The sequence below is a fragment of the Pseudomonas sp. GP01-A4 genome, assembly GCF_058780865.1.
In genome coordinates this window covers 15,219-38,677 of sequence record NZ_JBYSWF010000024.1, presented here as the reverse complement: position 1 = coordinate 38,677, position 23,459 = coordinate 15,219, and the positions used below count along the sequence as shown (strand labels likewise).

2 protein-coding genes are annotated in these 23,459 nt (G+C 62.9%); both read right to left on the bottom strand.

The window, feature by feature from the left end; translation table 11 throughout:
* Positions 1-69 precede the first annotated feature (69 nt).
* Positions 70-12,399 (bottom strand): non-ribosomal peptide synthase/polyketide synthase, encoded by a 12,330-nt coding sequence (locus AC3WKX_RS15755; protein WP_102605423.1) that lies wholly within the window; start codon positions 12,397-12,399, stop codon positions 70-72.
* Positions 12,399-23,459: a non-ribosomal peptide synthetase gene (locus tag AC3WKX_RS15750; RefSeq protein ID WP_207241515.1), complete on the bottom strand. Its 11,061-nt coding sequence runs from the start codon at positions 23,457-23,459 to the stop codon at positions 12,399-12,401. Before AC3WKX_RS15750 ends, AC3WKX_RS15755 begins: the two co-directional genes overlap by 1 nt.

The window sequence follows — 23,459 nt, the reverse complement described above, 5'->3', positions numbered from 1 at the left end:
GAAAAAGCCACAGACGAAAGAGGAGCCACAAGGGCCCCTCTTTGTATAACGATGGATCGGCCTCAATCCTTAAGCCGCTTGTGCCACGCAATGCTCGATCAGCGCCTCCAGTTCGGCCTGGTACTCTCGCATCAACTGTTCGACGGTTTCGGCACGGTAGCGGCGCGTGCTGAAAATACAGCGCATCGCCAGGCGTCCGTCATACACCTGCCCCACCACTTCCAGCCAATTGCCCAGGGCCGCCTGCGGGCTGTAGCAACTGCCATAGCTCTCCTGAGCCGGCACCAGCATCGCCTTGTCATCGAAGCTCTGGTCGAACTGCCCCAGGTAGTTGAAGGTGACACGCGCCTGGGGTGCCAGGCGCAAGGTATCGGCCATCGACACACCGCTCATGTGACGCAGGATGCCGTAGCCCAGGCCCTTGTTCGGTACGGCCGCCAATTGCCGCTGCACCGCACGCACCGAGCTCCCGATATCAGCCCCGGCACCGGGTGCCAGGCGCACCGGGAACATGCTGGTGAACCAGCCCAGGCTGCGGCTCAGGTCGATGTCCTTGACCAGGTCTTCGCGGCCATGGCCTTCGAGCTGGATCAATACCGAAGGCTGCCCGCTCCAGCGGCACAACACCCGGCTCAGCGCGGCGAGCAACACATCGTTGATCTGCGTCTGGTAGACCGCAGGCACTTGCTTGAGCAACTGCTGGGTATGCTCCTGCGACAGGCCCATCAGCGCGACCGACTGGTACTGCACCTGGTTCTTGCCACGCGGGTTATCGCACGGTAGCTCACTGCCCGGCTGGTCGATCTGCTCAAGCCACCAGGCTTGCTCCTGCGCCGGATAATTCGCCGCGTACGCTTGCAGCCCCTCGGCCCAGGCCCGGTAGCTGCTGGTACGAATCGGCAGGGCCGGCGCCTGGCCATTGCGGTAAGCCTCATAAGCGACCTGCAAATCCTGCAGCAGCAAACGCCAGGAAACGGTGTCGATCACCAAATGATGGATCACCATCAATACCCGCACCTGGCCATTGCCCAACGTCACATGAGCGGTACGCCACACCGGCCCGTCTTGCAGGTCCAGGCTGCGCTGTACCTGTTCGGCGTACAGCTCAAGCTCCGCCTCATCGGCCACGGTGTGTTGCCATAACAAGGGCTCAGTGGCCCATTGCGCCTGCATGTCCTCCAGCGGCTGGTAATGCTGGTAATAGCGTGCGCCCACCTCACGAAAGCGCAGGCGCAGGGCGTCGTGCTGCTTCAACATGCAGCGCAATGCCAGCTCCAGCGCCGGCAGATTCAGCGCCTGGCGTGCACGCAGCATCAATGCCTGGTTGTAATGGTGCGGCTCGCTCATACGCTGGTCGAACAGCCACTGCTGGATCGGAATCAGGTTGAACTGGCCCTCGGCGGCCACCTGCGAAACATCCTCGATCAGCGTGGCGACGGTGCTTGAACGCTGCTCGAAAATCGCCTCGATGGTCTGCCCGCGCATCAGGTCCCGCAGCTTGAGGTCCATCTTCAGTTCAGGGTGGTTGCGTACCCGCGAGACGACTTGCAGGCTGAGGATCGAGTCACCGCCCAACTCGAAGAAGTTGTCGGTGATGCCCACGCGTTCCACTTGCAACACATCAGCCCAGACCTGTGCCAGCAGTTGCTCGTCACGAGTACGGCCGGGAACATACTCGCCGCCCTTGAATTCAGGCTCCGGCAAGGCCTGGCGATCCAGCTTGCCGTTGGGCGTGACAGGCAGCGCCGCCATGCAGATGACCTGGGTGGGCACCATGTAATCCGGCAATTGCGCGCGCAAGTCCGCCTTGAGGCGATCACCGATGGCCATGCCATCGGGCGTCACCACATAACCGATCAGTTGCTTGCCCGACGCACTGTCACGGGCGATCACCAACGCGTCACTGACATCGTCCAGTTGCCGCAGGCTCGCCTCGATTTCCCCCAGTTCAATGCGAAAGCCCCGGACCTTGATCTGGTGGTCAATACGCCCGACGTAATCAAGCACACCATCAACACGCTGGCGTACCAGGTCGCCGCTGCGGTAGAGGCGATCGCCCGGCGACCCGAACGGGTCCGGCACAAAGCGCTCGGCACTCAGGTCCGGACGACGGTAATAGCCGCGGGCAATGCCCTGGCCACCGATGTAGAGCTCACCGGCAATCCCCGGCGGCAGCGGGTTGAGGTCTTCGTCCAGCACGTACAGCGCGCGCTCGCCGACAGCACGCCCGATCGGCGCATAGGCGGCCTCGCACCGGGTGTCGACCGGGACCTTCCAGAGCATCGGCGTGACCACGGTTTCGGTGGGGCCATAGCCGTTGGTAAAGAACTGTGGACGCAGTGCCGCTTTCACTTGTTCGAAGGTCTGGTCCGGCACCGCATCGCCACCGAAGCAATACACCCGTACCGCGGGTGGTTCCTGTTGGCTATGGGCCGCGTACTCGGCCAACTGCTTGAGGTAGGCCGGCGGGAAACAGGCAATCGTGATGCCGTGTTGATGCAAGGCGTCGAAGGTCTGCTCCGGTGTCCACAGGCTGGCATCGCGGATCACCAGCGTGCCCCCGCTCAATAGCGTACTGAGCCAGCGCTCATGAGCGCCGTCGAAGGCAAATGACATGAAATGCAGCTCGCGGGTGCGCTCATCCATGTCATACAGCCCGGCGATGGCCTGGCAATGCATGCTCATCGGCCCATGCGCCACTGCCACGCCTTTCGGCCGACCGGTGGAGCCCGAGGTATAAATCAAGTAGGCCAGATTGGCGCCCAGCAAACTGCTGGCGGGCGGCGTGTCGCTGTAGCCGGCGCGGTCAAACGTGTCGATGGCCAGCTGCGCCAGGCCTTCCACCGCCGGAAGGCGCGCCTGCACCTGGCTATGGGTCAGCAACAGCGCCATCGCCGAGTCTTGCATCATGAACGCCAGGCGTTCGGGCGGATAGTCGATGTCCAACGGCACATAAGCCGCGCCGCTTTTCATCACCGCCAGTAACGCCACGATCATCTCGACGGAGCGCTCCAGGGCCACCCCGACCACCACTTCCGGCCCAGCCCCCAGCTCGATCAAGCGATGGGCCAGGCCATTGGCTCGACGTTCCAGCTCACCGTAGCTCAGCGAATCGCCCCCACACACCAGTGCCGTCGCCTCGCCACGCGAATCGGCATGGCGTGCGATCAGTTCCGGCAAGAGCTGCGCGTGATAGCTGGCATTCGGCGCCGCACTCCACTGCTCAAAGGCTCGCCACTGCTCGGCCCCAAGGCGCTGAAGGTTGCCCAGGCGCGCCGTCGGCGTAACGATCATGGCCTCGAGGGTGTCTTCCATGCAGCGGCGAATCTGCTCTACCGCCTCGACACTGAAGGCATTGCGCAGGAACAGATATTCGATCGACAACTGTTCGCCGAGATTGACCGCCAGGTCCATCGCAAAGTTGGTCACGTCATGGTTACGCGACTCGCCGAAACTCAGGCCGGTGTCCTGTTGCTCACCCAGGCGCTCATCGATCGGGTAGTTTTCAAACACGATGATGCTGTCGAACAGCCCTTGCCCACCCAGCCCCGACCAGCGCTGGATATCCGCCAGCGGCGCGTGTGCGTGCTCACGGATGTCCATGTTGCAGGCCTGCAACGCTTGCAGCCACTGATCCAGCGGCTGCGCGGGTTCCAGGGTCTGGATCACCGGTAGCGTATTGATGAACAGCCCCAGGATGTTGTCGGCATTGGCCAACCCCGCAGGACGGCCAGCCACGGTGGCACCGAACACCACAGTGTTCTGCCCGGTAAAGCGTTGCAGCAACAACAGCCACGCGCCCTGGATCAGCGTGTTGGGGGTGATTTGCAAGGCGCGGCAAGCCTGTTGCAGGCGTGCGGTTTGCACCGCATCCCAACGTGAGTAAAGCGCCTGGTGCCCGGGTAAATCCTCGACATGCCGCGGGAACATCGCCTGGTTCAGCGAGGTGGCCTGCTCCAGCGTCGCAAGACGGCTTCTCCAGAAGCCCTCCAGCGCCCGTTGATCCTGGCGTTGCAGCCATTCGATGAACTCGCGGTAACGACCGTTGCGTGTCGGCACGTGGCCCTGGGCATAAAACTGCATTACCTCGCCAAACAGTCGCGAACTGCTCCAGCCGTCCATCAGGATGTGATGGCAGGTCCAGATCATCTGGTAGCGGTCGTCCTCAAGCCGCAGCAACAGCACACGCTGCAACGGCGCACGGGCCAGATCGAACCCTTGCAGGTAATCAGCCGTTGCGCGCGCGCCGATCGCCTGTTCGCTGATGTCCTGGCCGCGCCAATCTTCGATCAGCAGCGGCAATTCGGCCTGGCGGTGGACAATTTGCACCGGGGCGCTCAAGCCATCCTGCCAGTGAAAACTGGTCCGCAGAATGTCCTCACGCTCAATCACCGATTGCCAGGCTGCGGCGAAGCGCTCGGTATCCAGCCCGTGTACCGGCAGGCTGATCTGGTTGATGTACAAGCCGCTGCTGTCGTCGGCCAGGGTGTGGAACAGCATGCCTTCTTGCATCGGTGACAACGCATAGACGTCTTGCACCTGCGCCACGGGAACCGGCAAGCCGTCAAGGTGCGCCTGGGTCAAACGGGCCAGCGGGAAGTCAGACGGCGTCAGGCCCTGATGCTCTTCGCCGCAGCAATGCTCGATCAGTGCCTGCAACGCGACGCCGTAGGCATCGGCCAATTGCTGGACGGTGGCCTCATCAAAAACGTCGCGGCTGAAGGTCCAGTCCAGGGACAACTGGCCGTTGTACACCCGGCCATCGATGGTCAGCCAGTTGCCCAGCGCCACGTCATCAGCGTGCCCAGCCCCGCTGCCCTCCTCGCTCGGCGCGAATAACGCCTGCTCATCAAAGCTCTGGTCGAACTGGCCGAGGTAGTTGAAGGTAATCCGGGCCTGCGCGAGTTTCGCCAGACGCGAGCGGACATCCTCTGCACCGAGGTAACGCAGCACGCCATAACCCAGGCCCTTGTTCGGCACCGCGCGCAGCTGTTCCTTGATGCCCTTGATGGTGTCTGCCGCGTGCACCGATGGGGTCAATACCACCGGGAACAGGCTGGTGAACCAGCCCAACGTGCGGCTCAGGTCGACGTCGCCGAACAGTTCCTCACGGCCATGGCCTTCCAGTTGCACCAGGCACGCAGGTTGCGCAGTCCACTGGCAAATCACCTGCGCCAGGGCACTGAGCAAAAGGTCGTTGACCTGGGTGCGATAGGCCGACGGTGCCTGCTTGAGCAGGCGCCGAGTCTGTTCTGTATCCAGACGCGTGTTGACCGAATGGCCATGCACCGAAGCCTGGCTGCCCTCAGGCCGCGCCCGTGGCAGTTCCGGCAACGCATGGGCCTGTTGCCCGGTCCAGTAACTCAACTCCCGAGCCAGCCCTTCGCTGTGGGCGTAGCCCTGCAACTGCTCGGCCCACGCCTTGAACGCGGTGGACTTGGGTGGCAACACCACAGGCTGGTTTACCGCCAGTTGCCGGTAGGCCGTTTGCAAGTCTTCCAGCAGCACGCGCCACGACACACCGTCCATCACCAGATGGTGAATCGCCAGATGCAGGCGCGAACTGCCGTCCTGCACTGCGATCAGGCTGCAACGCAACAGCGGGCCGTGTTGCAGGTCGAGGCTGCGTTGCGCCTGGTTGGCAATGGCGATGATCTCATCGGCGTTCTCTGCCTGGCGCTGCCAGAGGCCTACCGGTTGTGCGCCGACGGCCTCATGGCTGGCCTGCCAGGTACCATCGCCCGATTGCACGAAGCGCAAGCGCAAGGCGTCATGATGGGCCACCACGTGCTCAAGGGCCTGCTGCAGACATGCGCCGTCCAATGGCTCGCGCGGGGTCAGCATCAGCGACTGGTTCCAGTGGTCACGGTGCGCCATGTCATTGGCGAAGAACCAGTGCTGCATCGGAACCAGATGGCTGTCACCGTTGACCGGCCCCTGATCGATCGTTGCGGCTTGATCGGCGCTCGCAGCCCGGGCCAGCGCCTGGATGTTCTGGTGCAGGAACAGGTCCTTGGGGGCCAGGCCGATTCCCTGCTGACGTGCACGGCTGACCACTTGAATCGAATTGATCGAGTCACCGCCCAAGGCGAAGAAGTTATCGGCAGTGCCCACCCGGGCCACGCCGAGCACGGCTTGCCAGATCTCGACCAGGGCACTTTCGACTGCATTGGCGGGAGCCACGAAGTCCTGCTGTACCTCAGCCATGTCTGGCACCGGGAGAGCCTTGCGGTCGAGTTTGCCGTTGGGGCTCAGGGGCATTTTTTCCAGCGGCGTCAGGTGCGTGGGCACCATGTGTTCCGGCAGGGTCTGGCGCAGATGCGCTGTCAGCGCCTCGCGCAGTGCCGGCCAGTCGCTGGGGGCGCCAGGCTGGGTAACGACGTAGCCACTCAGGGCTTTGCCGTTGCGGCTGTCCTGCGCCACCACCACGGCTTCGCGCACGGCCCCGTGCTCCAGCAGACGGGCCTCGATTTCACCCAGCTCGATACGAAAACCGCGGATTTTCACCTGATGGTCGATACGGCCAATGTAATCAATCACCCCGTCAACGCGGTAACGGGCCAAGTCGCCCGTGCGGTACAGCCGTTCACCCGCGACAAACGGGCTTGCCACGAATCGTTCGGCCGTCAGCTCCGGGCGACGGTGGTACCCACGCGCCAGTCCCTGGCCGCTGAGGTACAGTTCGCCGTTGACGCCGCAGGGCACCGGGTTGAGCTCGGCGTCGAGAATGTAGGTCATCAAGTTCGCAATCGGCTCGCCGATGGGCACGGCGTCACGGCCCTCGTCACGACAGGTCCAGTGGGTGACATCAATTGCGGCTTCGGTAGGGCCGTAGAGATTGAACAGCCCCGCGCCCGGCAGCTTGGCGAAGACCTGCTGCTGCGCATCGATCGGCAACGCTTCGCCACTGCAAACGATACGGGTGAGGCTGGTGCAGCGGCTGACATTGGCATCCAGCACGAACGCTTGCAGCATCGACGGGACGAAATGCAGGGTAGTAATGCCCTCGCGCTCGATCAATTGGACCAGCTTCTGTGGATCGCGATGATCCCCTGGCGACGCCACGACCAAGCGGACGCCGGTCATAAGCGGCCAGAAAAACTCCCAGACGGACACATCGAAGCTGAACGGCGTTTTTTGCAGCACGCGGTCGTCGGCGTGCAACCCGTAGGCCTGTTGCATCCAGCACAACCGGTTGGTCAGGGCACCGTGGCTGTTGCCAGCCCCTTTGGGTTTGCCGGTGGATCCGGAGGTGTAAATCACATAGGCGAGGTTTTGCGCGACGGCCCGCGACTCGGGGTTGCCTTGCGCCTCACCGGCCAGCCAGGCATCGTCACCATCGAGTATCAGCGTGCGCACCCGTTCCGGCAGCGGCAAGGTTGCGACCAGTGCTTGCTGGGTCAGCAACCATTCGATGCCGCTGTCGTCGATCATGTAGGACAGGCGTTCCGGCGGGTATTCCGGGTCCAGCGGTACATAGGCGCCGCCGGCCTTCAGGATCGCCAACAGGCCCACCACCATTTCCAGGCTGCGGTGCAGTGCAATGCCCACCAGCACATCGGGGCCTACGCCACGCGCGATCAAGGCGTGAGCCAATCGGTTGGCCCGCGCGTTGAGCTGGGCATAGGTCAGCGACTGCCCCTCGAACACCAACGCCACGGCATGCGGGGCCCGTTCCACCTGGGCTTCGATCAAGTGGTGCACCGGCTGGTGGTTCGGGTAGTGGGCGAACGTGCGGTTCCAGTCCTCAACCATCATCCGGCGCTGCACCGCATCGAGCATCGGTAATTCGGCGATGCGCTGGGTGGGGTTGGCCACAATCGCGCGCAGCAGGTTCAGCCAGTGTTCGCCCAGGCGTGCGACGGTGGCTGGCTCAAATAAGTCAGAGGCATAGGACAGTGCGGCACTGATGCCTTCGCTGTACTCGAACGTATCCAGGGAGAGGTCGAACTGCACGCTGCCCGAATCCCAGGTCAATTGCTCCAGGCTCAACCCCGGCAGTTCAATCGCCTCGCGACGAGCATCACTGGCATGGTTGAACATGGCCTGGAACAACGGCGTATGGCTCAGGTTGCGTGCAGGTGCAAGCAGCTCCACCAGTTGCTCGAACGGCAGGTCCTGATGTGCCTGTGCTCCCAGTACCCGCTGCTTGACCTGATGAAGCAATTGGTCAAAGCGCAGGTGCCCCTCAATGTCGGCCCGAAGTACCTGGGTGTTGACGAAGAAACCCAGCATCCCTTCGGTTTCCAGGCGATTGCGGTTGGCAATCGGTACCCCGACACGAATATCCTGCTGCCCGCTGTAGCGGTGCAACAAGGTCTGGAAACCGGCCAGCAGCAGCATGAACAGTGTGGTGTTTTGCTGCTGCGCCAGGCGCTTGAGACTCTCGGCCAGGGACGGCTCGAGGGTGATCGGCAGCCGGGCCCCACGATAGCTTTGCTGAACCGGACGTGGATGGTCGGTTGGCAGTTCAAGGACCGGTTGCTCGCCGCCCAACTGTTCTGTCCAGTAGCTGAGCTGACGTTGCTGCTCACCCGCCGCCAGCCACTGACGCTGCCACTGTGCGTAATCGGCATACTGGATCGGCAGTGCCGCCAACGCCGCCGGTTGGCCTTGACTGAAGCCGCGGTATAACTGCATCAGCTCATCGATCATGACCCGCATCGACCAGGCATCCGACACGATGTGGTGCTGGGTCAGGATCAGCACGTGATCTTCAGCGCCCAGTTGCAACAGCTTGACCCGCAGCAACGGCCCACGCTGCAGATCAAAGAGTTGGCGGGTTTCAGTTTCAATCAAGCCGCGCAGGCCTGGGTCATCCAGCCCGGCAGCCGCCGATTCAAGCGCAATCGCCACCGGTGCCGGCGCGTCGACCCGTTGTACGGGACGCTCGTTCTCCAGCACAAACCGGGTACGCAAGCTCTCATGACGCGCCACCAGAGCGTCAAAACACTGTTGCAAGGCCGCCAGGTCAAGGTGTCCGCGCAAACGCAGGGCCGCGGGAATATGGTAGGCGCTGCTGGTGGGCTCCAATTGCCACAAAAACCATTGCCGTTGCTGGGCATATGACAGGGCAAGCGGCTGGTCGCGTGCAACGCGCGGGATGGCCTGTTCAGGAGTCAACGATGCCGGGGCCATCGCCTCGACAAATGCTTGCAGGGTGTTATGGGCGAACAGCAGGCGCAAAGGCACCTGGACTTGCAGTTGCTGGCGAATCCGCGAAACCATTTGGGTCGCCAGCAGCGAATGGCCGCCCAGCTCGAAAAAGTTGTCACTCAGGCCAACCCGCGGCACGTTGAGCACCTCGGCCCAGATCGCCGCCACCGCTTGCTGCACCGGCGTCTGCGCAGCCACGTAGGTTTTCTGCCATTGGCTGGCATCGGGTTTGGGCAGTTGCCTGCGGTCCAGCTTGCCATTGGGGGTCAGCGGGAACCTTGGCAACAGCACCATATGCGCCGGCACCATGTAGTCGGGCAAGTTGGCCTTGAGCCGGGCGTTCAGGCTGTCGCGCAGGCGACCCTGGCCGTCGGCATCCAGGCCCTGCCATTCGGCGGCGGGGACCACATACGCCACCAACGCCTGGCCGCCCGGGGCATCCTGGGCCAGTACCGCGGCTTCACGTACAGCGTCCTGCTCCAGCAGGCGCGCTTCGATTTCTCCGAGCTCGATGCGGAAACCGCGAATTTTCACCTGATGGTCGATCCGCCCCAGGTATTCGAGGATACCGTCCGGGCGCTGACGTGCGAGGTCGCCGGTGCGGTAAAGCCGCTCGCCGGTGCTGGAAAACGGATGGGGAACAAAACGTTCGGCGGTCAATCCCGGTCGCTGGAAGTAACCCCGCGCCAGGCCGTCCCCGCCGATCAGCAATTCGCCGGCAACACCATAGGGCACCGGCATCAGGTCTGCACCGACGATGTACAGCGATGTGTTGTCGATTGGCCCGCCCAGCCAAGGTTGCGCAGCCTGCGGACGCAGCCGGTGCAACGCCGACCAGACCGTGGTTTCCGTCGGGCCATAGAGATTCCAGACTTCACCGCCAAGGCCAAGCATGCGCACCGCCAGTTCCTGGGGCAACGCCTCGCCGCCGCACAGGCACGTGCACCCCTGGAGCACGTGGGCCTGTTCATTGTCGAGCAACATGCGCCAGGTCGAGGGAGTCGCCTGCACCACGTTGACCTGTTCGGCGTCGATCAGGGCCAGCACGGCGTACGGGTCCTGCGCCACCTCCTGGCCGGTCAGCACGATGCACGCGCCGACCATCAGGGGTACGTAGATTTCCAGGCCGAAAATATCAAACGAGAACGTGGTCAGTGACAACGCCCGATCCTGGGCGGTCATGCCCGGCACCCTGGCCATGCTTGCGACAAAGTTGGTCAGGGCGCCATGTCGCACCATCACCCCTTTCGGCTGGCCGGTGGAGCCAGACGTGTAGATGACATAAGCCAGGTGCTCCGGATCCAGCCGGGTAGGCAGATCGTCACCGGCATGGCCGTCAAGCCAATTGCCCGGTTGATCCAGCACCAGCGTAGTGACCGTGTCAGGCACCGGGATCTGGCTGAGCAGTGAATGTTGGGTCAGCAACAGGTCGATGCCACTGTCCTCAATCATGTAGGCGAGGCGATCCTGCGGGAACGCGGGATCGAGAGGCAGATAGGCGCCGCCGGCCTTGAGGATTGCCAACAACCCGATCAGCATGTGCGGGCTGCGTTCGACGGCAATGCCCACCAGCACACCCGCGCCCACCCCGTGACGTTGCAGCTCCACCGCCAACTGATTGGCCCGGGTATTGAGTTGCCCGTAGCTCAAGCGCTGGCCATTGATGACCAGCGCCTGCGCCTCCGGCGAGCGGGCCACCTGTGCCTCGAACAATCGATGAACATAACCCGCCTGCGGTGTGGCTACCGACGTGCGGACGCAATCGTCGAGCTGCGCTTGGCGCTGTTCAGCGTCAAGCAACGGCAGTTCACCGATGCTTTGTGCAGGGTTCGCGATGATTGCCTGCAGCAGGTTTTGCCAGTGCCCGGCCATCCGCGCAACCGTGTCTGCACCGAACAGATCCGTGGCATAGATCAGCGCCGCAGACAGGCCATCGGGGCGCTCCATGGTTTCCAGGGTCAAGTCGAACTGTGCACTATGGGTATCCCAGCGCAGCCCCTCGACCTTCAATTCACCGGCCGGCCCCTCGCCCGCCGGGCCTTGGGTCTGGTGGTTGAACATCACTTGAAACAGCGGGCTGTGGCTCAGGTTGCGTTGCGGCTGCAAGGCTTCCACCAGTTGCTCGAACGGCAGGTCCTGATGCGCCTGGGCATCCAGCGCAGTCTGCTTGACCTGTTGCAGCAAGGCACTGAAGGAGCCCTGGCTGTCGACCTCACTCTTGAGCACTTGGGTGTTGACGAAAAAGCCGATCAACCCCTCGGTCTCCACCCGGTTACGGTTCGCGGTCGGCACGCCAACCCGAATGTCGTTCTGCCCGCTGTAGCGATGCAGCAAGGCCTGGTAGGAGGCCAGCAGGATCATGAACAGACTGACCCCTTCGCGCTGGGCCATCTGCTTGAGGCCGCAGGCCAGCGCGGCGTCGATATCCAACTCCAGCCGGGCACCGCGATAGCTCATCACGGCCGGGCGGGCAACGTCAGTCGGGAGCTCAAGCACCGGCTGCTCGCCGCCCAGTTGCGCGGTCCAGTATTGCAACTGCCGCTCCCGCTCGCCGGCCTCCATCCAGTGCCGCTGCCAGATGGCGTAGTCGCTATATTGAATCGGCAACGCTGGCAGTTCCAGGCTCAACCCTCGACTGAACGCGGCGTAACCCTTGACCAACTCCTCGACCATTACCTGCATCGACCAGCCATCGGAAACGATGTGGTGCAAGGTGACAATCAGCACATGGTCATCCGCGCCCAGTTGCAACAGGCACGTACGCAACAAGGGCCCCTGCTGCAAGTCGAACAGCCGGCGCGTCTCGTCTTCGATCAAGTGCCGCAGTTGCGCCGCATCCGGCACCTGGGCCAGAGGCTGCACCTGCAGATTTACCGGTGCAGCCTCCTGCACTTGCTGCACCACTTGCTCGCCGTGCACCACGAAGGTGGTACGCAGGCTCTCATGGCGCGCGACCAGCGCACTGAAACTCTGTTGCAGCGCCGCAATGTCCAATGGACCGCGCAAGCGCAGGGCCGTAGGCATGTGATAAGCCGCGCTTTCCGGGTCCAGCTGCCACAAGAACCATTGACGCTCCTGGGCAAAGGACAATGACAACGTGTCGAACTCGGCACTGACAGGCGGAATCGGCAGGTTCGCCGGGGAAACGTCCTCTTCGAGCATTTTCTGCAGGTAAAGACGGCGTTTTTCCAGCGGCAGCGTTATGAAGCGCCTGGCAATACGTTGTGCGACAGCGGTGTCCATCAAACCTCCTCGAATTCATCAAGCAGCGCTTCAAGCTTGCTCAATTTTGACGTGCTCATTGACGTGCCGGTCTGCTCCAGTTGCGCGACAAACGCACCGAGGACCGGAAATTGGAATATCAATTGGGGCGTTAACTTCATGCCCAGTTCGAGCTGCAGGCGCGACACCACATTCACCACCAGCAGCGAATGCCCGCCCAGCTCGAAGAAATCATCCGCCAGACCGACCTGCTCAACGTTGAGCACGCCTTGCCAGATGGCCGCGACCTTGCATTCCAGATCGCTTTGCGGCGCCAGGTAAGCCGAATGCAGCGCGCGGGTATCCGGTGCGGGCAGTGCCTTGCGGTCGAGTTTGCCGTTGGGTGTAAGCGGCAGTTGATCGAGGAAGACCAGATGGGTGGGCACCATGAAGTCCGGCATCTGTTGTGCCAGCCGCGCCTTGAGCTGTTCACCCAAGCGCGCCTCGGCCGCCCTATCCAGGCTGCTGTCCTGGCTGACAAGCCAACCCACCAGGCTCGTGCCGGTCGCCGTTTCCCGAGCCAGCACTACCGCGTCTCGTACTTCAGGTTGAGCGTGGAGGCGGGCTTCGATTTCACCCAGCTCAATGCGCAGGCCACGGATTTTCACCTGATGGTCAATCCGGCCGATGTATTCGATTACGCCATTTTCGGCGTGGCGCACCAGGTCGCCGGTGCGATACAGGCGTGCGGCGGCCGACTCGCCAAACGGATCGGGAACGAAGCGCTCGGCGGTCAGCCCTGGACGCTGGTGATAACCACGGGCCAGGGATTCACCACCGATGTACAACTCGCCAATCGCCCCCACGGCGCAAGGCTGCAAGGCGCCGTCCAGCACATAGGTGGATACGTTGTTGATCGGACGACCGATGGCGATGATTCGCCCGTCGTCTTCGACAGTGGCCGCCACGGCATGGCTGCTGGTATCAATCGTGGCCTCCGTGGGGCCATAAAGATTGCGCAGCTCGCCATCGAAGAGGCCCAGGACCTGGCGGGAAAGGTGCGCACTCAGCGCTTCACCGCCGCACAGCAGCAGGCGCAAGGAGGCCAGGTGTTCACGGGTCGCCAGCGGCAACAGCGCCTGCAGCAACGATGGCGCCATTTGCAGCACACTGATCCCCCAACGCTCCACCTCGACCCACAAGGTGGTCAAGTCCAGGTTCAATTGCGGCGCGGCCAATACCAGTTGCGCGCCGCTCATCAGTGGCAACCAGAACTCCCACACCGAGGCGTCGAAACTGATGGCGGTCTTCTGCAGGACACGGTCACTGTGATCCAGCTTCAGGCAACCCTGCATCCATTCCATATGGTTGCTCAGGGCGCCATGGCGAATCGTCACGCCTTTGGGTTTCCCGGTGGAACCGGAGGTATAGATCACATAGGCGAGGTTCTGGCTGTCGACGGTTACCGAAGGCTCATGCTCGCCGTAGCCATCGAACCGCTCGGGCAGTGCGTCCAGCAGCAGGCAGTCCACGGCCACGTCGGCGAAGTACGGCTGTACGCTGGTTTCGGTCAACAGCAAGGCAATGCCGCTGTCCTCGACCATGTACATCAAACGATCCTGTGGATAAGCGGGGTCCAGCGGTACATAGGCACCACCGGCCTTGAGGATCGCCAGTAGCCCGACGACCATCTGCACGCAGCGCGGCATGCACAGCCCCACCAACACGTCCGGGCCTACACCCCGCTCGATCAACGCATGAGCCAGGCGATTGGCGCGCAGGTTGAGCTGGGCATAGGTCAGCGACGCTTGATCGGCCAACAGGGCCGGCGCATCAGGCGTGCGTCGAGCCTGGGACTCGAACCATTGATGAACGTGGCGTGGGTCGGTGGCCGGCACTGCCGTGGCATTCCAGTCGCGCAACAGCACGGTGCGCGTCGCCGCGCCAACCAGGTCGATATCGCCCAGGCTACGGTCGGCGGCCAGGCTCACCATCTGTGCGAGCACGTGCTCCACCTGCTCAGCCAGGCGCTGGATTGTATGTGTATGGAACGCAGCATGGGCATAAGTGAAGTGCAGGCTCAGGGTCTCATTGAGATTAACGGCCAGGGTCAACGGGAAATTAGTCTGTTCCTGATTACCCACCGTGCCGAAGCTCAGGCCTGACGGTGCCTGCGCTTGCAGGGCCTCGGCCAGCGGGTAGTTTTCGAACACCAGCAGCGTGTCGAACAGGCCTTCACCGCCCTGCCCGGCCCAGCGCTGAATCTCGAACAGCGGCGTGTGTTCATGCTCGCGCAACGCAACGTTGCGGGCCTGAAGCTGTTGCAGCAGGCTGGTGACCGATTGTTCCGGCCGGGGGCTGGCAATCACCGGCAAGGTATTGATGAACAGGCCTATCTGCTGTTCGACGCCTTTGAGTTCGCCGGGGCGTCCGGACACCGTGGCGCCGAAGGCCACCGTGTCATGCCCGGTGTAATGTTGCAGGAGCAGCAACCAGGCCGCCTGGACCACGGTATTGAGGGTGACCTTTTGCTGGCGGGCGAATTCGCCCAGGCGTTGGGTCTGCTGTTGGGACAGTGAGTGATACAGGCTGGCATGGCTGGTCTCGACAGCCGGCTGCGGCGCGGCGAAACGGTTTTCGGCGAGGCGCGTCGGCGCGTCGAGCGCGTGCAGTTGCGCACGCCAGAACGTTTCACTGGCCTTGGCATCACGCCCTTGCAGCCAGGCGATGTAGTCACGATAGCGGCCGGCCGGGCGCGGCAGCACCTGGCCATCGTAACGTTGCAACACCTCGCCCAGCAGCTGCGAGTTGCTCCAGCCGTCCATCAGAATGTGGTGATGGGTATAAATCAGGTGATAACGCTGTTCAGCGGTCTTGACCAGCACCAGCCGCAGCAGCGGCGCGAGGGCGAGGTCGAAACCCTGGTCGCGCTCGCTGGACGCCAACTCGACGAGGGCCTGCGGGGCATCCGTGCGTGTGCTCCAATCCAGCGCGGTGAAGGGTACGCGCACCTGTTTATGCACCACCTGCACCGGTTGCTCGCTGCCTTCCCAGATGAAACTGCTGCGCAAAATGTCATGGGCGTCGACCGCCGCCTGCCAGGCAGCCTCGAAACGCTGTGGGTCGAGACCGTCGATGTTCAGGCACATCTGATTGATGTACTGACCGCTGCCGTGTTCGTACAAGCTGTGGAACAGCATGCCCTGCTGCATCGGCGCCAACGGGTAGATGTCATCCACCGAACGGGCGGCGAGGCCCAGGTTATCGAGCTGCGGTTGGGTAAAGCTGGCCAGCGGGAAGTCGGAAGGCGTCATGCCATGGTTTGCAGGATCGCAGCAATGACCGATCAACAGAGCCAGCTCCACGGCATAATCGTCGGCCAGTTGCTGGATGGTGGTTTGCTCGAACTGTTGGTGACTGAACGTCCAGCCCAGGCTCAGTGCGCCATCAAATACCCGCCCGTTGAGGCTCAGCCAATTGCCCAGGGGCGCCATCGCGCTTTGCTCTTCACCGGCGCTTTCGCTGGCCGGGCTGAACAACGCGCCCTGTTCCTTATCGAAGCTGGCGTCGAACTGCCCCAGGTAGTTGAAGGTAATGCGCGGCACCGGCAGCGCTTGCAAGGCTGACCGGCTGGCCTCGTCACCGAGGAAGCGCAGCGCGCCGAAACCCACCCCCTTGTCCGGGATCAATCGCAACCCTTGCTTGATCGACTTGATCGAGTCCCCGAGTGCCGCCGCCGGCGACAACTGGACCGGGAACATACTGGTGAACCACCCCACGGTGCGCGTCAGGTCGATGTTGGCAAACAACTCTTCGCGACCATGGCCTTCAAGCTGGATCAAGGTACTTGCATGCCCGGTCCAACGGCAGACCACCCGCGCCAGGGCGGTCAGCAACAGGTCGTTGACCTGAGTGCGATAGGCGGCTGGCGCTTCCTGCAGCAGTTGCCGCGTCAGGTGTTTGTCCAGGCGCGTATGAACAGTGACGGCCTGGCCGTTCTGTGGGCTCGCCTCGGGGTTGAGGCACGGCAGGTCAGCCGGCGCACCTTGCAGTTGCGCCTGCCAGTAGGCCAACTGCTGCTGCAATTGCGCGCTGCGTGCATGCGCCTGCAACTGTTCGGCAAACGCCTTGACCGAGCTGGTCTTGGCCGGCAATTGCAAGGCTTGCCCGGCGAGCAATTGGTTGTAGGCCGTTTGCAGGTCGTCGAACAGAATCCGCCACGACACACCGTCCACCGCCAGGTGATGGATCACCAGCAACAGCCGCTGGGTGCCATCGTCCAGGGTCGCCAACACGGCGCGCAGCAAGGGTCCGGTTTGCAGGTTCAGGCTGCGCTGGGCTTGATTGGCCAGCACTTCCAGCGCGCCAGCATCGGCCACCGGGCGCACCCATAACAGATCATTGCGCATCGATGCGTCGCGATGGCTGGCACTCCAGCCTTCGGCGCTTTCGTTGAACATCACCCGCAACGCATCGTGATGCAGCACCAGCGCCTGCAATGCTTGCTCCACCAGCGCCGCTTGCAGCGCACGGGCCGGTTGCAGCAGCACCGACTGGTTGTAGTGATGACGCTGCGGGATGGCGTCGGCAAAGTAAGCCTGTTGAATCGGCAGCAGCAACGCCGGGCCCTGCACCGCAGCCTGATCGATTACCTGCAGCTGGTCACCGGTCTGCGCGACAGTCGCCAATGCCTGCACCGTCTGGTGCTGGAACAGGTCTTTTGGACTAAAGCGGATGCCGGACTGCCGGGCGCGGCTGACCACTTGAATCGAGATAATCGAGTCGCCACCCAGTTCGAAGAAGTTGTCGGTGAGACCAACCCGCTCCAGTTTCAGTACGTCTTGCCAGACGGTTGCGATTTGCTGTTCCAGCGCGCTTTGCGGCGCCACGTACTCGTGCTGTACCTGGCCTGCGTTCGGCTGCGGCAGGGCCTTGCGGTCGAGCTTGCCGTTGGCGGTCAGTGGCCATTCATTCAGGAACAGCAGGTGCGTCGGTACCATGTAGTCCGGCAGGTCCGCTTTCAACTGCGCCTTGAGGGCGCCTGCATCCTCGGCACCTTGCGCCGGGATCACGTAAGCCACCAATTGCTGGCCGTTCAGCCCTTCCTGGGCCAAGACCACGGCTTCGCGCACCGCCGCCAGGGCGTTCAGGCGCGCTTCAATTTCACCCAGTTCGATACGGAAGCCACGGATTTTCACCTGATGGTCAATCCGGCCGATGTACTCGATCACCCCGTCGCTGCGGTATTGCGCCAGGTCACCGGTGCGGTACAACCGCGCACCGCTTTCGCCGAACGGGTCGGGAATAAAACGCAGTGCCGTCAGGTCGCCACGCTTCAGGTAGCCCCGGGCCAGGCCGGCGCGGCCAACATACAGTTCACCGATGCAGCCTTTGGCCACCGGGTTCAGTTCACCGTCGAGCAGGTACCACGACAGGTCGGCTATCGGTTCGCCAATCGGACTGCTGGCGTCCAGCTCGAGATCAGCCACCGACAGCGGACGGTAGGTGACGTGCACCGTGGTTTCGGTGATGCCGTACATGTTGATCAGCTGTGGCGCGCTGTCGCCAAACCGTTCGAACCATGGGCGCAGGCTCTTGACGTCCAGCGCCTCGCCGCCGAATACCACGTAGCGCAGGGCATTGGCCCGGGAGTCGGTACAAGCCACGTGCATCAACTGCTTGAACGCCGACGGCGTCTGGTTGAGCACCGTGACGCCCGCGTCGCACAACAGGTCGAGGAATTCCTGGGGCGAGCGGCTGACGTCGTACGGCACGATCAGCAACTCGCCACCGTGCAGCAGTGCGCCGAAAATTTCCCAGACCGAGAAGTCGAAAGCATAGGAATGAAACAGGCTCCAGACGTCCTGCGGGCCGAAACCGAACCACGGTTCAGTGGCCGCGAACAGACGCAGGATGTTGTGGTGCGCAAGCAAGGTGCCTTTGGGGTTGCCGGTGGAACCGGAGGTGTAGATCACGTAGGCGAGGTTCGAAGGATCCACGACGACTTGCGGGTCGCTGTCGGCAAAGGCGCTGACGTCGGTATCCAGCAGCAGGGTTTTCACGCCGTCAGGCACCGGTAATTGACCGGTCAGCGACGCCTGGGCCAGCAGCAGCTGGATGCCGCTGTCTTGCATCATGTAGGCCAGGCGGTCCTGCGGGTAGGTTGGGTCGAGCGGCACATAAGCGCCGCCGGCCTTGAGGATCGCCAGCAGGCCGACGATCATCTCGATACCCCGCTCCGCGGCCAGGCCCACCAGCACGTCCGGCCCCACGCCGTGAGCGATCAACTGATGCGCACGGCGGTTGGCCTGGGCATTCAGTTCGGCGTAGGTCAGGGTCTGGCCGTTGCAACGCAGGGCCACGGCGTCAGGCCGTTGACGGGCCTGCTCGGCGATCAGTTGATGGGCGCAGGTGTCGCTTGGGAAGCTGCGCGGGCCGGGGTTCCACTGGGCGATGTTGTGCTGTTGCTCGGTCGCGTCCAGCAGCGGCAATTCCCCGATGCGCCGTTGCGGATCGGCGACGATACCTTGCAGCAGGTTCAGCCAGTGAGCGGCCATACGCTGTGCAGTGCTTGCGTCGAACAGGTCGGTGGCGTAAGTGAGGGTTGCATTGAGCTCGCCGTCGGCGTCCAGGGTGTCGAGGGTCAAGTCGAACTGGGCGGTACGGCTTTCCCACTCCTGGGCCTTGATCACCAGCCCCGGCAGTTGCGGGATGGCTTGGCGGCCGGCGCTCTGGTGGTTGTACAACACCTGGAACAACGGGCTATGGCTCAGGTTGCGCTCAGGGCGCAAGGCTTCGACCAATTGCTCGAACGGTAGGTCCTGATGCGCCTCGGCGCCCAGTGCCGCCGTCTTGACCTGTTGCAGCAGTTCGCTGAACCGCTGCTGCGGATCGACTTCAGCCTTGAGCACCTGGGTATTGACGAAGAACCCGATCAGGCCTTCGGTCTCGACCCGGTTGCGGTTGGCAATCGGTACGCCCACGCGGATGTCCGACTGGCCGCTGTAACGGTGCAGCAGGCCCTGGAACGAAGCCAGCAACAGCATGAACAGGCTGCAACCTTCACCCAGCGCCAGTTGCCGCAGCTGTTGGCCCAATGCCTGCGGTAACTGGACGGCCAGACGGGCGCCGGCAAAGCTCTGGCGTGCCGGTCGCGGACGGTCCGCAGGCAGCTCCAGCAATGGCTGTTCAGCGCCGAGGACGTTGGTCCAGTAAGCCAGCTGCCGCTCACGCTCACCGGCGTCCATCCATTGGCGTTGCCACACCGCGTAATCGGCATACTGGATCGGTAACTCCACCGGTTCAACCGATCCACCCTGGCTATAGGCGGCATAACGCTCAATCAGTTCCTGCACCAGCACCTGCATCGACCAGCCATCGGAGACGATGTGATGCTGGGTCAGCACCAGCACCTGTTCATCGGCGGCCACCTGCAGCAGCCCGACCCGCAGCAGCGGACCGTTCTGCAGGTCGAACGGCCGGCTGATCTGATCGCGAACAAACGCCTGGATCTGCTCGGCCTGGTTGGCCGAGGTCAGGTCGAGAAACTGCGGCGTCAGCAGCGGACCGGACTCGGCATGGATAACCTGGAACGCACGCTCGTCCTTCTGGACAAAGGTCGTGCGCAAACTCTCGTGACGCTGCACCAGTGCGCTTAAGCTGCGTTGCAACGCCTTCAAATCCAGGTGGCCATGAATCCGTAGCGCCGCAGGGATGTGGTACGCCGCACTGGAGGGTTCCATTTGCCAAAGGAACCACTGGCGTTGCTGGGCGTAGGACAAGGGCAACGGTTGATCACGCGGCACCCTTGGAATGCGCGCAGGCATCGCCGCCTGGATTGGCTCAAGCGCAGCCACGCAAGCCTTGAGGCTGGCATTTTCGAACAGCTTGCGCAGTTGCAGGTTCATGCCGAGGTGTTGGCGGATGCGCGACACCATCTGTGTAGCCAGCAATGAATGGCCACCCAGTTCGAAGAAGTTGTCGGTGAGACCAACCCGCTCCAGTTTCAGCACGTCTTGCCAGACGGTTGCGATTTGCTGTTCCAGCGCGCTTTGCGGCGCCACGTATTCGTGCTGTACCTGGCTTGCGTCCGGCTGCGGCAGGGCCTTGCGGTCGAGCTTGCCGTTGGCGGTCAGTGGCCATTCATTCAGGAACAGCAGGTGCGTCGGTACCATGTAGTCCGGCAGGTCCGCTTTCAACTGCGCCTTGAGGGCGCCTGCATCCTCGGCGCCTTGCGCCGGGATCACGTAAGCCACCAATTGCTGGCCGTTCAGCCCTTCCTGGGCCAACACCACGGCTTCGCGCACCGCCGCCAGGGCGTTCAGGCGCGCTTCAATTTCACCCAGTTCGATACGGAAGCCACGGATTTTCACCTGATGGTCAATCCGACCGATGTACTCGATCACCCCGTCGCTGCGGTATTGCGCCAGGTCACCGGTGCGGTACAACCGCGCACCGCTTTCGCCGAACGGGTCGGGAATAAAACGCAGTGCCGTCAGGTCGCCACGCTTCAGGTAGCCCCGGGCCAGGCCGGCGCGGCCAACATACAGCTCACCGATGCAGCCTTTGGCCACCGGGTTCAGTTCACCGTCGAGCAGGTACCACGACAGGTCGGCTATCGGTTCGCCAATCGGGCTGCTGGCGTCCAGCTCGAGATCAGCCACCGACAACGGACGGTAGGTGACGTGCACCGTGGTTTCGGTGATGCCGTACATGTTGATCAGCTGTGGCGCGCTGTCGCCAAACCGTTCGAACCATGGGCGCAGGCTCTTGACGTCCAGCGCCTCGCCGCCGAATACCACGTAGCGCAGGGCATTGGCCCGTGAGTCGGCACAAGCCACGTGCATCAACTGTTTGAACGCCGACGGCGTCTGGTTGAGCACCGTGACGCCCGCGTCGCACAACAGGTCGAGGAATTCCTGGAGCGAGCGGCTGACGTCGTACGGCACGATCAGCAGCTCGCCACCGTGCAGCAGTGCGCCGAAAATTTCCCAGACCGAGAAGTCGAAAGCATAGGAATGAAACAGGCTCCAGACGTCCTGCGGGCCGAAACCGAACCACGGTTCAGTGGCCGCGAACAGACGCAGGATGTTGTGGTGCGCAAGCAAGGTGCCTTTGGGGTTGCCGGTGGAACCGGAGGTGTAGATCACGTAGGCGAGGTTCGAAGGATCCATGACGACTTGCGGGTCGTTGTTGGCAAAGGCGCTGACGTCGGTATCCAGCAGCAGGGTTTTCACGCCGTCAGGCACCGGCAATTGACCGGCCAGCGACGCCTGGGCCAGCAGCAGCTGGATGCCGCTGTCTTGCATCATGTAGGCCAGGCGGTCCTGCGGGTAGGTTGGGTCGAGCGGCACATAGGCGCCGCCGGCCTTGAGGATCGCCAGCAGCCCGACGATCATCTCGATACCCCGCTCCGCGGCCAGGCCCACCAGCACGTCCGGCCCCACGCCGTGAGCGATCAACTGATGCGCACGGCGGTTGGCCTGGGCATTCAGTTCGGCGTAGGTCAGGGTCTGGCCGTTGCAACGCAGGGCCACGGCGTCAGGCCGTTGACGGGCCTGCTCGGCGATCAGTTGATGGGCGCAGGTGTCGCTTGGGAAGCTGCGCGGGCCGGGGTTCCACTGGGCGATGTTGTGCTGTTGCTCGGTCGCGTCCAGCAGCGGCAATTCCCCGATGCGCCGTTGCGGATCGGCGACGATGCCTTGCAGCAAGTTCAGCCAGTGAGCGGCCAGGCGTTCGATGGTGCCAGTGTCGAATAAATCAGTGGCATAGGTGAATGTGGCGGCCAATGCGCCCTGGGTCTCGTGCGTGCCAAGGGTCAGATCGAATTGCGCCGTGTGCGAGCTCCAATCCAGGCTCTCGACATGCAAGCCTGGCAGTTGCAACGCTTGGGCGGCATCGCCGCTCTGGTGATTGAACATCACCTGGAACAACGGACTGTGACTCATGTGTCGGTCCGGTGCGAGGGCTTGCACCAATTGCTCGAACGGCAAATCCTGGTGAGCCTGGGCGCCCAGCGAAGCCTGCTTGACCTGCGCCAGCAATTGATCGAAAGGCATTGCCCCCTGAATCCGCGCATCCAGCACCTGGGTATTGACGAAGAAACCAATCAGGCCTTCGGTTTCAAGACGGTTGCGGTTGGCCACCGGCACGCCCACGCGGATGTCCGACTGGCCGCTGTAACGGTGCAGCAATACCTGGAATGAGGCGAGCAACAGCATGAACAAGGTGCAGCCTTCGCGCTGGGCCACGCGCTTGAGGCGTTCGGTCAGCCCGGCATCGATGGCGAGGTCCAGCCGCGCACCGCGGTAACTCTGCACCGCCGGACGGGCGCGGTCAGCAGGCAAAGGCAGCACTTCACCGCCATCACCCAGGCGTTCGGTCCAGTAACCCAATTGCCGCGCAAGCTCGCCGGCTTCCATCCATTTGCGCTGCCAGATCGCATAGTCGGCGTATTGAATCGGCAGCGCCTGCAGGTCCGGCGCCTGGCCGGTGCTGTGGGCAGCATAGAGTTTGACCAGGTCGTGAACCATGATCTGCGCCGATGCGCCGTCACAAATGATGTGGTGCTGGGTGAGCACCAGCACGTGGTCGTCCGGTGCCAGTTGCAACAGCTTGACCCGCAACAGCGGGCCCTGCTGCAAGTCGAACAGCGCAGTGATTTCAGTGTCAATCAACGCCTTGAGCGCTGCGGCGTCCGGCACCGCTTCCAGCACCACCGTCGTGACCGGCAGGCTCAGGCATGCGTGCGCAACCTGCAGCGGCCCTTCCGGCCCGTCGACAAACACCGTACGCAGCACCTCATGGCGCTCCAGCAATGCATCGAAGCTGCGCTGCAACGCCGGCACGTCCAGTGCACCGCGCAACCGCAGCGCCGTCGGCACATGGTAGGCCGCGCTGTGAGGGTCCAATTGCCAGAGGAACCACTGGCGCTCCTGGGCGTAGGACAGGCCGATATGCTCGAACTCGTCACGCATCGCCGGAATCGGCAACGCGGCAAAACTCATGTTTTTGCTGTGCAGCTTTTGCAGGAACGCTTGCCGTTGGGCGAGCGGCAAACGGATGAATCGCTGAACCAGAGACAGGTTATCGAGCTGAGTCAT

Coding starts and splice junctions, on each gene's coding strand:
- AC3WKX_RS15750 (WP_207241515.1), bottom strand. CDS start 23,459: ATGACTCAGCTCGATAACCTGTCTCTGGTTCAGCGATTCATCCGTTTG.
- AC3WKX_RS15755 (WP_102605423.1), bottom strand. CDS start 12,399: ATGGACACCGCTGTCGCACAACGTATTGCCAGGCGCTTCATAACGCTG.